We start from the raw sequence: 12428 nt of genomic DNA on the forward strand, positions 1-12428 counted from the left end.
AGCCAAATGGATCCATTTGACGGGAAGGAGGGCGGCGGGAGGTCGGGGTGAAGCGGGACCCACGCGTGGGAGACTGGGACGATGCTCACCCGTGACGAGGCCAACGCCCGCGCCCTGATCATCCCGACCGCCGAGTACAGGGTCGCCCTGGACTTCACCGGCGCTGGCGACACGTTTCGCTCGTACGCGCAGATCGAGTTCACCGCACCGGGTGGCTCCGAGACCTTCATCGACCTGGTGGGCACCTTGCGTTCCGCGACGCTCAACGGGCGCGCACTCGACGTCGACACTCTCGTGGACGGCCGACTGCCGCTGACCGACCTGGAGCCGGCCAACCTCCTGGTCATCGACGCGGACTGCGCCTACCGCACCACGGGTTCCGGCATTCACCGCTACGTCGAGCCCGACACGGGCCACACGTTCCTGTACAGCCAGTTCGCGGCGGACGATGCGCGAGCCGCCTTTGCATGCTTTGACCAGCCCGACATCAAGGGCACCTTCCAGTTCACGGTGAGCGCGCCGAGCGCCTGGGAGGTCGTCTCCAACACGCGTGCCGTGGTCAACCATGACGGCGCGGGCACGCGCACCTGGGCCTTCGCGCCCACAGTGTTGCTGCCCACCTACGTGGCCGCCGTGGTAGCTGGCCCCTTCGTGTTCGAGGAGGCCACCCTGACCTCTGCGAAGGGCGACATCCCTGCGCGCGTGTACGGCCGCCCGCAGGTGGGCGAGCACCTCGCCGCCGCCCGGCTGTTCGAGGTCACGCAGGCCGGCATCGACCTGTACGAACGCGTCTTCGCGACCGAGTACCCCTACGACTCGTACGACCAGGCCTACGTACCGCAGTTCAACTTTGGCGCCATGGAGAACGCGGGCTGCGTCACCATCTCCGAGGACCGCTACCTGTACCGCACCCGCCCCACGACCGCGATGCTGCAACAGCGCGACGTGGTGGTGCTGCACGAGCTCGCACACATGTGGTTTGGCGACCTCGTGACCATGAAGTGGTGGGACGACCTGTGGCTCAACGAGTCGTTCGCCGACTTTGTCGCGACGTTCGCCGCCGAAGAGGTCGCCGGGTGGGCCGATGCGTGGGTCACCTTTGGTGCCGCCCGCAAGTCGGTCGCGTACAGCGAGGACCAGCGCCCCACCACGCACCCTGTGGTGGGCGACGTGCCGACGGTCGACGCGGTCGCCGGCACGTTCGACATGATCACCTACGCCAAGGGAGCCTCCGCCCTGCGTCAGCTCGCGGCGACGCTCGGCGCGGACTACTTCTTCGAGGGCGTCGCGGCATACGTGCGCACCCACCACCACGGCAACGCCACCCTGGCGGACCTGCTCGCCGAGCTCGCCGCCGTCACGGGTCGCGACCTCGCGCCCTGGTCGCGCGCCTGGCTCGAGACCTCCGGCGTGACGACCCTGGCGGCCGAGGTCACGCTTGGCGCCAACGGCTCCGTGGCCGACCTGGTCATCACCGAAACGGTGCCCGAGGGCGTGCTGGCCCACCCGCATCGGCTGCGTGTGGGGGCCTACGCGTGGGTGGGCGAGCGCCTGGAGCGCGTGTGGTTCGCCGACGTCGACGTCGACGGGCCGCGCACGCACGTACCGGACGCCGTCGGCATCGAGGCGCCCGCGCTGGTGCTCGTGAATGACGACGACCTCACGTACGCCAAGGTTCACCTCGACGCGACCTCGTTGGACACCTCCCGCGAGGCGATCGCGGCACTGGCTTCACCCATGGCTCAGTACCTGGTGTTGGACTCGCTGTGGCACATGTGCCGCGACGGGGCACTGCCTGCCGCCGCCTACGTCGACGCCGTGCTGTCGTGCGTGTCGAGCCTGACCGTCTCGCAAGTCATCGCCTCTCACCTGGCCAACGTGGCCACGGCGGTCCGGCTGTACGCACCCCCCGCCGACACGCTCGCCCTCGGCGCCCGGACGGCCGATGCGCTCTGGGCTCAGTTGGAGGGCGCACCCGCCGGTTCCGACGTGCAGATGGCGCTACTGCGCGGCTTTGCCGCGCTCGCCTGCACGGACACGCACGCCGACCGTGCCGCAGCCCTATTGGACGGCTCCGCGACACTCGAGGGTCTCGAGATCGACGCCGAGCTCGGCTGGGACCTGGTCACCGCGCTGGCGGTGTGCGGCCGAGTCACTGACGATGAAATCGACGCGCGGGTGGCCGCCGACCCCGGCCCGGCCGGTGAGCGTCGTGCCGCGGGCGCGCGCGCCTCGATCGCTGACCTCGACGCCAAGCGGCGCGCGTGGGCGCTGATTGCTGGCGCTACGGGGCCCGTCCCCTCCAACGCCGTGGCCTTCGAGACCGCCACGGGTCTCATGCGTGCCGCCGACCCGGCACTGCTCGCTCCCCTCGCGGACGAGCTGCTCGCGGGCTACCGGCCCATGTTCGAGTCCATGGACGCGTTCATGGCCATGCGGACCGCGACGTATGCCTCCCCCACCGTGCTGGCGGGACGGGTCCCGGACCTCACGACTCAGCTCGAGGCCTGGCTCGCCGAGAACTCCGACGCTCCCCCGGTGCTCGTGAAGATCCTCACGGAGTCGCTCGACGACGTCCGCCGCGCGCTGCGGGCACAGTCGGCCTAGAGGCTGGTTCCCGCTCCGCGCGATCAGGACCACCCGGTCAGGACCGCGCGGAGCGCACCGCCTCGAGCAGTCGCTGCAGGCGCGGCGAGTCGAAGATGTCGTCGAGCAGCACCACCGCGCCGGCCTTGTCCGTGAGCGGCACCCGCCAGTTGGGGTACTCGTTGTGCGTGCCCGGATGGTTCTGCGAGCGGCGGTCGCCCACCGCATCGGTCAAGGCGACGGCGGTGAGCAGCGCCGGCGAATGCATGGCCAGGCGGTGGACTCCTGCGACCAGGTCGTCCTCTTCCCAGTCCTCGATGAGCCACCCGCGCTCGCGCAGGTAGGCAACCATGGTGTCGCGGTCGTGCAGAGCGGCGTCGTGCGCGTCTTGCGGATCGCCCACGAGCAGACCGAGCGCCTCGCGCTCGGCGACGTGCTCGCCAGCGAGGAAGGGGGCCGTGGGGGGCAGGTCGTGGACGGTCACCGACACCAGCGCATCGGCGCGGTAGTTCTCGGGCGCCTGCGGGCGACCCTCGTGGTCCTTCTCGAACAGCGCGACCACAGTGCCGAGCAGACCGCGCTCGTTGAGGTAGTCGGAGACCCACGGCTCGAGCGTGCCGAGGTCCTCGCCGATCACGATGGTGCCCGCGCGCTGCGCCTCGAGCGCGAGAATGCCAATGAGCGCCTGGTGGTCCACGTAGACGTACACGCCGTCGTTGGCCTGGTGTCCCGCAGGGATCCACCACTGACGGAAAAGTCCAAGGATGTGGTCCACTCTTAGCGCGCCCGCGTGACGCACCGCGGTGCGCACCACGTCGCGGAACGGCAGGTACGCCGCGGCCTCGAGCGCGCGTGGCTGCCACGGCGGCTGGGACCAGTTCTGCCCGTGCTGGTTGTACATGTCCGGCGGTGCGCCCACCTGCATGCCGGAAGCGAGCACGCGGCCGAGCGCCCACGCATCGGCACCGAAGGGGTGCACCCCGACGGCGAGGTCGGTCATGATGCCGATGCCCATGCCTGCCGACTTCGCGGCGGCCTGAGCGCGGCCGAGCTGCTCGTCGGCGATCCACTGGAGCCACGCAAAGTAGAGGACCCGCTCGCCGTTCTCGTCTCGCCAGGCCTCGACGGCGTGTGAGCGCGGCCCGGAAAACTCTGCGGGCCACGGCAGGCCCTTGTGTGCCTCAGAGATGGCGCACCAGGTGGCGAACTCTTCGAGCGCGTCTCCCTCACGCAGGCAGAACGCCTCGAACAGGGCCTGGCGCGCGGCCGAGCGCGGCACCTCGAAGACCTTCTCGAGCGCTGCCGACTTGGCACGCCAGGCCGCGTCGCGGTCGATCTTGTCTGCGTCGTGATTGGCACGGCGCGGCTTCTCGGACTCCCACTCAATGACGGCGCGGTGCTGCGAGGGCACGTAGGCGACCTCGGGGATGTCCTCGATACGGACGTACAGCGGGTTGAGGAACCGGCGCGAGGTCGGCAGGTACGGCGACGGCTCGAGCGGTGGCACCGCCTCGGCGGCGTGCAGCGGGTTGATCAGCAAGAAGTCGGCGCCCTCGCGAATCGCCGCGAGCGAGCACAGGTCCGCAAGGTCCCCGAAGTCGCCCACGCCCCACGAGCGGTCCGAACGCACCGAATACAACTGTGCGGCCAGGCCCCAGGGCCGCTCGCGCCGCACCGCGTCGGGAACGCCGATGCGCGCGGGGGTCACGACGACCCATCCCCTGCCGCGACGGCCCGTCGTGGCGGCCTCGAGTCGGTGCCAGCCGAGCGGCAGGTCCGCGGGAATGGCAAACGTGGCTCGCCCCACCGGGCGACCGTCGACCGTGCGCGGCGGAACGTAGGCGTCGAGCTGCTCAAGCGGCACCGTCTCGCCGTGCTCGAGCGTGAGGGACGCCGCCGCGGGGGCGCCGTCGGGGACGTGCACGTGAATGTCCGCGCCCGCGCCCTCGACGACGACCGTGACGGGCGGGGCGAGCCGCTGCCATTCGAGGTCCTTGATGTCCTCAAGCGAGCGCCGGCAGGCGTCGTCGTCGCGCGCGTCGACGCCAAGCGACGCCAGCACCGCCCTCACGGCAGCGACGGAACTGTGGACCGGCTGACCGTTCCAGCTCGTGTACTCGACGGCAACGCCGCAGGCGCTGGCGAGTTCCGCCAGCGCGGGCGACGGGATCTCTGGCACCTCGTTCACATACCCATCCTGCCAGGTGATCCACCGCGTTTGAAGTGAGCATGACCCACCCGGTTACCCTGGGAGGCGTGCATGCCATCTACAGCGCCCTGCTCGCCGCGTCCGCAGAGCCGACCGTCGAGCCCACGGTGAGTGAGATCAAGGTCGATCCCGACGAGGTCAGCGAATGGCTTGAGGGAGTCGAATCCCGCGCACCCGGGCTGGGCGTCGCAGCGATCGTCGCGCTCGTGATCTGGCTCGTGGGCCACTTCGTGATCAAGGCCTTCGCGGCGAGCATCGAGCGCGGCACCCCGATTGGAGACCCCCGCACACTCGCCGCGCTGCGCAAGGCGCGCATTCGCGTTCCCGAGGTCGACACCACGGAGGTGCGGCTCGAAGCGGAGCGTCGGCGTCAGCGTGCTCACACGGTCAGGCGGGTGCTTGACTCCACGCTGGGCGTCGTCATCGTCACGATGCTGCTCATGGCAGTGATGAGCGTCCTCGGCGTTCCCGTGGGACCGCTGTTGGCCTCCGCCGGAATCCTCGGTGTAGCGCTCGGTTTTGGCGCGCAGTCGCTGGTGAAGGACGTGCTCGCTGGCATCTTCATGCTCATCGAGGACCAGTACGGCGTGGGCGATGTCGTGGACCTCGGCGAGGCGTCCGGCTCGGTCGAGGAGGTGGGCCTGCGCTGCACCAGGCTGCGGTCGCTGGACGGCACCGTGTGGTACATCCCTAACGGCGAGATCACCCGGGTAGGCAACATGACGCGCCTGTGGAGCCGCGTGATGATCGAGGTGCGTTTCGCCTACGACACGGACGTCGAGGCAGCCAAGGACGCGATGATCGACGCCCTCAACGCCGCCTCCGCATCCTCCGAGACGGTGCGCAAGGCGCTGCTGGGCGAGCCCCAGGTGGCAGGCATCGAGTCGCTAGAGTACAACGCAGTCATGCTGCGCCTCATGTGCCAGGTGAACCCGGCCATGCAGTGGGATGTGCAACGCGAGGTGCGCCGCGAGATGCGACGCATCTTTGCGGAGCGCGGCATCCGGCTGGCTATCCCCGGCGACGCGATGGTGGTCGAGTCCCACGCTCGCGACGACGATGACCGAACGATCCCTGACTCGCCCCGAAAGGCGGGCGATGACCAGCCCACGGACGGCGACGGCAAGCCACTGCCGCCTGCGTCCGATGACCTCGATGGCGATGGGGAGAACAACTGACGTGACGACGCCCGGCATGAACGTGGGCGCCGAGCCGCCGCAGGAACACGGCCAGAGCTTCTTCGAGGCCGTGGGCGGACACCCCACCTTTGAGCGCATCGTGCGCCGCTTCTACGACGGCGTCGCTCAGGACCCCGTGTTGCAGCCCATGTACCCCGCCCACGACATGGAGGGAGCGATTGAGCGCCTCACCCTGTTCCTTGAGCAGTACTGGGGCGGCCCGACCACCTACTCCGACCAGCGCGGCCATCCCCGCTTGCGCATGCGTCACGTGGCCTTCCACGTCAATCCCGATGCCCGCGACAGGTGGATTCACCACATGCGGGATGCTGTCGCGGCTGCGGACCTCGCACCCCTTCACGCGGTCACCCTCATGGACTACCTCGAGCGGGCAGCCCATTCGATGATCAACACCTTTGAACCCACCCCTGGACAGGAGAACGACTGATGGAGCGCACCGAGGACGTCTGGGCACAGCAGGCGGTGGACTCGGGGTTGGCGGTGCTTGACCTTCGGCGGCTGTCCGACACCCGCTTCGAGGGCGACTCGCTGCCCATGCCCAACGGGCGCGCGTACGGCGGCCAGGTGCTCGCACAGGCGATGCTTGCGGCGGGCGCGACCACGCCAGAAGACCGGCCCGTGCATTCGCTCCACGCGTACTTTCTGCGCCCCGGCGACGCGGGCCGTCCCATTCAGTTCGAGGTGGAGGTGCTGCGCGACGGCCGTTCGTTTAGCGCTCGCCGCACACACGCTCTCCAGGACGGCAAGCCGATCCTGTCGATGATCAGTTCCTTCCAACTTGAGCAGGACGGCCCCGAGCACTCGGTGAGTATGCCGGAGGTCCCCGGTCCCGACACGCTGCCGTCCGGCGTCGACGTCATGGCGCCCATGCAGGGCCACCCCGCCGTGGACTACTGGCTTGAGCGCACGCCGTTTGATATCCGCCACGTCGAGGGATCCGTCTTCGCCAAGCCGGACCCCCGGCCCAAGGCGTACCAGACCGCGTGGATGCGCACGCGCTTGCCGATCGAAGGCTCCGATCTCCTTCACCGAGCCCTGCTGGCATTTGGATGCGACTCGATGATGCTCGAGCCGCTGCTGCGCCGACACGATGCGGCCTGGGCCACCCCTTCGATGAACTACGCGAGCCTCGACCACGCGATGTGGTGGCACCGGCCCGTGCGCGCCGACGAGTGGCTCCTGTACGTCCAGGACGCCCCCACCGCGCAAGGTGGTCGCGGACTGGGCGGCACGTGGATCTTCTCCGAGGACGGCCGCCTGGTCGCCTCGGCCGCTCAAGAAGGCATGTTCCGGCTCGGACCGCCGCCGGCCTGAGGGGGCGCAGACCGACGACGTCCGGGCCTAGTGCGCTGACTCCCCGGGAGCCACGACGGCCTTCACCGTGCGCGCAAGGATCACGAGGTCGGTGAACATCGACCAGTTCTCGACGTAGTAGAGGTCCAGCCGCACCGCCTGCTCCCAGTCGAGTTCGCTGCGGCCGCTCACCTGCCACAGACCGGTGATGCCTGGCCTCGTCAGCAGCCGCCTGCGTGCGACACTCGTATAGAGCGCGACCTCTGCCTCCACCTGGGGACGAGGGCCTACGAGGCTCATGGTCCCGCCCAAGACGTTGAACAATTGCGGGAGTTCGTCGAGTGAGAACTTGCGCAGCACCTTGCCAATGGGCGTGATGCGCGGGTCGTCCTTCACCTTGAACAGGGGCGTCTGTCCCGTTCCCTGAGCCTCGAGCAGGCCCGCCAGCTCGGCGTCTGCCCCCACCCTCATCGAGCGGAACTTCAGCATGGGGAAGACCTCGCCATGCTGGCCGATGCGCAGTTGGCGGTACAGGACTGGCCCGGGGCTGGAGGATCGCACCAGCAGCGCTAACACCACAAAGACCGGCGTGAGCAGCACGATGAGCGTGGCCGCCCCCAGGACATCGAACACTCGCTTCGCGAGCGTTTGCAGGCGCCCCAGGCGAGGCGTCTCCACGTGGATCAGCGGCAGGCCAGCGGCAGGACGGGTATGGATGCGCGGACCCGCCACGTCGGTGATGTTGGGAGCCAAGAGCAGGTGGTGGCGGCCTTGCTCGAGGCTCCAGCTGATCTCCTTGACCTTGGCTGGCGGCAAGTCATCGGTGCTAGTGACGATCACCGTGTCGGCACCCGTGGAGTCGAGGGCAGCCATGATGGCACCCGTCTTGACGTCGACCCCATCGCTCGCCGTACAGACGCCGACCACCCGAAAGCCCGCTGAGGGCGCCCGCGAGAGTTCGCCACGGATGTGGTCGACCGACTCTGCGGAGCCCACGAGCAGCACGCGGGTGCACCATTCGCCAGTGCGGCGGCGTGCCTTCAGCCATTCGCGCCACAGCACCCGCGTCACCAGCAGCGCAGTGAGCCCCAAGGGCAAGGTCACAATGACCGTGCCGGGCGAGGCGACGTGGGGAGCAAGAACGACCACGAACGCGATGCCAGCAGACAACGCGATCGAGGCGTCCCACACCCGCTTGAACTCCGCCATCCCCACGCCCGTCACTCGCTCGGAGCGCGTGTCGAACAGGACCAGTGCGCCAAGCCACAACACGACCAGCGCCGTGCATGACGCGACGTAGGTTTCCCCGAGCGTCGATCCCGACAACCGCGCCCACAGCGCCGTGCCCCCAAACACTGACGCCACGACCACGGCCGTGTCCGTCACGCGCAAAATGGCGCGGTATCTCGTGCCCCAATGGCCGGTGCGCCACGCGAGCGCGCGCTCCCCAAGGAGCGGTGTCCTGAGCTGCTGGACCGTTTCTGCCGTTGCCACGTTCTTCCCCCCTGTTGTGCTGCCCGGTGACGCCGTGGGCGTCCCCGTGCACCCGCATCGGCCCCCGCCGACACGTACTCCCCCCGATATGAACTCCGGATCACATGGCCTTGTGGGTCCGATCCGGTGATACGACCGTGGCGTCCGTTGACGGGCCCCCTGCCCGTGCGAACTGGTCGTCCTGCACAAGCCGCCTGACCCGGCGCGCCGCAATGGCGTCCAGGTAGACGGACAGATAGTCACGCGCCATGCGCGCGGCGGTGAAACGCTCGGAGCCGTCGAGCGCACGCGCACGCCAGCGCTCGAGTTCCTCGCGGTCGGTCATGAGCGGGCGCAGAGCGGCCGCCAGTGCCTGCGGGTCCCGCGGCTCCACCAGGAGCCCCGCCCGTCCGTGTTCCAGGACCTCGGGCATCCCGCCCACGCGGGTCGCCACCACTGCGCAGCCCGCCGCACGCGCCTCCGACAGACTCAGACCGAAAGGCTCCGCCAACGAGGCGCTGACCACGATGTCTGCCTTCGCGAGTGGGTGCCACGGCGCGTAGGACGGTCCGAGGAGGTGGACACGGTCGCCGAGGTCCGCCTGCGCGATCTGCTGTGCGAGTTCATCGTGGGCGGGACCCCATCCGACAATGTTCAGGTGCCACTCAGGGCACTCGGGAGCGAGAACCTCGAACGCCCGGATCACGTCGTCGATGGCTTTGCGCTCGTGTAGGCCCGACAGAGTCATCACGCACGGGCGGGGCACCGTGCCCACCTGGTCTTCGCAGTAGGGCTCTCGGGCGCTGTCGCCGCTGCCGTTGAGGACCACCCGCACCCGGTCCGGACGGAAGCCCCTCGACACAAGCAGGTCTCGCTCCGCCTGACTGACGGCGACGACCGTGCGGCCGGTCCTCATCATCCACGAGTGCTTGTCGAACGAGTTGTGCACGGTGGTCACCAACGTCGCGCCGCTGAGAGCCACCACCGGTGCCGCCAGCACCGCGGACGACATCATGTGGGCGTGGACCACGTCGGGATCGACGTGACGCACGAGCGACGCGATCGCTCGAGCATGGCGCGCGGTCCCGAGCGCACCGCCGAGCGCGGGCAGGGCGACCACCCGCACCCCATGCGCTGCCAGCACGTCGTCGTACGAGCCCTCCACCGAGGCCACCCACACGTCCAGGCCCGCGTCGGCCTGAGCGCACGCGAGATCGACTGCCACGTGGACGCTTCCGTTGGCGCGCCACGTGTGCTTGAGCAGGTGCACGACGCGCAGCGCACGACGCGGTGCGTGCACCGCGCTGGCAGCGTCAGAGGGCCGAGCCGATGCACCCCCCGAATCGAGCCGTTCGATCGTGGCCACAGTGGCCTCCACCCCAGAAGTCGAACCGATCCGTCGCAGGGGTGAAGACCTCGGCCGTCACCCCTCATCAGGCCTGGCTCCGACTGTACTACCGATGGACCGGTTCGTCACCTAAAGCAACAATGTCCGCTTCTGGGAGCGACTGGTGCGGCCGCTTGCCACCTCTCGTGAGCGCATCGTCGCTGGTAGGCCGCGGCGTGACCACGCCGTGGGCCAACACCCCGAGGGCCAACCACATGAGCCCGGAGGTATCCGCGAGTTCGGGACTCGAGATCACCTTGACCACCAACGCGGCCGCGAGCGCCCACACCACGGGCTCGTACTGGGGCAAGCGCATGGCTGGCAAGGCAATGGCGGCGATCGCTCCGACGAGCAGAAGTGCACCCACGGTACCCACGGCCCCGAGCACCGTAAACGCGAGTGACGACGCGCGCACGGCGCCCAGCCCCATCCCGAAGCCCCACGTGTCGAGGAACACCGAGAATGCCTCGCTGTCTGAGCCCGCCCGCTCGGTGAACGAGGACGATGCGACCTTCTCGTCGACTTGGGCCCGCAGCATCGCCGTGAGCACCGGCAGGGCCACGATCGTGGACACGACGACGACCCCGGCCACGATGACGCTGGCGAGCGACACTCGCAACTTGAGCGTCAACAGCCGCCACGCGATACTCGCCACCGCGAGGATGAGCAACACGACACCCGCGATGACGAACGTGGTCGAGGTGGACACGATGCCAAGGAAGACAGCGGCGACCGCCATGGCGAGCGCCGCCGCACGCGCCCAGCCACGCACCCGCGCACTGGAGGCCAGGCCGTACGCGGCCGCCACGATGGCGGTTCCTGCCAGGCCCGCAGGCTCGGAGTGGATGCCGCGGAAGCGCTCGACACCACCAGGAGCCGACTCGTTGTAGTGGAACGCCGGCGAGTTGTCGAACAGCCCTTCGGGGAACGGCACCCCCGCATGCAGCGACAAGTAACGCCACAACGCGATGGCGACTCCAGCACCGAGGGGAATCGCCAGCACTGCCGGCGACGTCGTGGGCGAGCGCACCAAGATGACGACGACCGCGACGCTGAGCGCGAGGTACACCACCTGAGCCACGTTCGAGGAGTCAAGCATCCCTGGGGTCAGCAACCGACCGTCTTGGGTCACCGTCTCGAGCCCAGGGAACAGCATGGGGGCGAGCGCGACCACGACAGCCGCCCACACCACCAGCGCGATCATCAGGGGCACACCAGGGATGCGGGCCAGTCGGGGCGCGCCGGGCACTCCCCCACTGGCGATCCACTGCCACACCAACAGCACGACACCGGCGAGCGCCACCGCATAGAACGTGGGCACGGCTTGAGGCCCGGCGACCAACGCTGCCCCGGTCGGCGTGATGGCGCCGATCGCGAGCGCCCGCTCGTACCGTTTCGAGACGACCCCGTACACCACCGCCAGCACGGTCGTGCCCAAGAGGACCATCATGATCCGTACGGTAGCGTGCGCATGAAGCCCCGCAACAGGGGCAATGATGCTTGGTGGGGCGGGAGGATTGATGGATCTGAGGGACCTGCGGCGAGCAGCGGTGCGCGGCTGGTGGTGGATTGTCGGGTGCACGCTCGTGGGTGCGGGTGCTGGCCTGGCGTACGTCGAGGTCACCCCGGCGCAATATGACGCCACGGCAACGGTGGTGTTGCTCGCGAACGGACCTCAGTCGATCCCCGATGCGCAGTCGGGCGCCTCGACCACCATCCAACTGTCGGAGACTGTCGCCACCATTATTGACTCGCCCTCCTTGCTCGAATCAGCGGCGACGGATGAGGTCACCGCGCAGCACCTGGTCGACATGACGACGGTGACTCCACGCACGCTCACGTCCACCCTTGACATCGTGGTGCGCGCCGACGACCCCCAGTTGTCCGCCACACTCGCGAACGCGGCAGCCGCTGCCGCTCGCGACGAGATTCCCCAGTTGCTGGGCGGTACCGGCGAGGACGGCGACCTGCCGCTGACCATCGAGATCCTGGCGGCCGCCAGCGCCCCGGACACGCCTGCCTTCCCCCTGACCAAAGGGGTGCTGGTCATCACTACCTCACTCGGTGTCGCGATCGGCATCACGGTTGCGGTCGCGCTCGAGGCGCGCCGCCACGGCCGCGAGCAACGCAGCGCGCCCACATCGGCGGGGCCCGAACCCAAGCCCGAGCCCAAGCCGAGGGCGCGGCGCGCACCCAAGAACGGTCGCGCATCGGCCACCCCTGCGGAGGAGCCGGGCGGCGACAAGCCGCACTCCCCATAGGCAGCGGGCACCTTCCTCCG

Annotated in this window: 9 protein-coding genes; 5 read left to right on the plus strand and 4 right to left on the minus strand. The window is 69.1% G+C overall.

Features of this window, described 5'->3' with window-relative positions:
- Nucleotides 1-81 precede the first annotated feature (81 nt).
- Nucleotides 82-2607, plus strand: coding sequence for an aminopeptidase N (gene pepN, locus ACK5NO_RS03305; protein ID WP_416811245.1), 2526 nt, complete (start codon nucleotides 82-84; stop codon nucleotides 2605-2607).
- Nucleotides 2608-2644: 37 nt separating this feature from the next.
- On the opposite strand, the gene malQ is transcribed toward pepN, so the two are convergent.
- A complete protein-coding gene (gene malQ, locus ACK5NO_RS03310) occupies nucleotides 2645-4774 on the minus strand; it encodes a 4-alpha-glucanotransferase (protein ID WP_416811246.1) in 2130 nt (709 codons plus the stop codon).
- A gap of 68 nt (nucleotides 4775-4842) precedes the next feature.
- On the opposite strand from malQ, the gene ACK5NO_RS03315 reads away from it, so the two are divergent.
- The 3 genes from ACK5NO_RS03315 to ACK5NO_RS03325 are packed head-to-tail and all read left to right on the plus strand — an operon-like array spanning nucleotide 4843 to nucleotide 7308.
- Complete coding sequence (locus ACK5NO_RS03315; RefSeq protein ID WP_416811247.1) at nucleotides 4843-5973, plus strand: mechanosensitive ion channel family protein; 1131 nt, start codon at nucleotides 4843-4845, stop codon at nucleotides 5971-5973.
- Between the two features lie 16 nt (nucleotides 5974-5989).
- Complete coding sequence (locus ACK5NO_RS03320; RefSeq protein ID WP_416811328.1) at nucleotides 5990-6421, plus strand: globin; 432 nt, start codon at nucleotides 5990-5992, stop codon at nucleotides 6419-6421.
- A complete protein-coding gene (locus tag ACK5NO_RS03325; protein ID WP_416811248.1) occupies nucleotides 6421-7308 on the plus strand; it encodes an acyl-CoA thioesterase in 888 nt (295 codons plus the stop codon). Before ACK5NO_RS03320 ends, ACK5NO_RS03325 begins: the two co-directional genes overlap by 1 nt.
- A gap of 27 nt (nucleotides 7309-7335) precedes the next feature.
- On the opposite strand, the gene ACK5NO_RS03330 is transcribed toward ACK5NO_RS03325, so the two are convergent.
- The 3 genes from ACK5NO_RS03330 to ACK5NO_RS03340 form a co-directional block, all read right to left on the minus strand.
- Nucleotides 7336-8781 carry a sugar transferase gene (locus ACK5NO_RS03330; protein WP_416811249.1) on the minus strand — a complete coding sequence of 482 codons (1446 nt, stop codon included), beginning with the start codon at nucleotides 8779-8781 and terminating at the stop codon, nucleotides 7336-7338.
- A gap of 100 nt (nucleotides 8782-8881) precedes the next feature.
- Entirely contained in the window at nucleotides 8882-10126 is a 1245-nt protein-coding gene (locus tag ACK5NO_RS03335; RefSeq protein WP_416811250.1) for a glycosyltransferase family 4 protein, read from the minus strand.
- Between the two features lie 88 nt (nucleotides 10127-10214).
- Complete coding sequence (locus tag ACK5NO_RS03340; RefSeq protein WP_416811251.1) at nucleotides 10215-11597, minus strand: hypothetical protein; 1383 nt, start codon at nucleotides 11595-11597, stop codon at nucleotides 10215-10217.
- 70 nt (nucleotides 11598-11667) lie between these two features.
- Between ACK5NO_RS03340 and ACK5NO_RS03345 the strand changes: the two genes are divergently transcribed.
- On the plus strand, nucleotides 11668-12408 hold the full coding sequence (locus ACK5NO_RS03345; protein ID WP_416811252.1) for a YveK family protein: 741 nt from the start codon (nucleotides 11668-11670) through the stop codon (nucleotides 12406-12408).
- Nucleotides 12409-12428 lie beyond the last annotated feature (20 nt).

Source organism: Demequina sp., assembly GCF_047975725.1.
Lineage (GTDB): Bacteria > Actinomycetota > Actinomycetes > Actinomycetales > Demequinaceae > Demequina.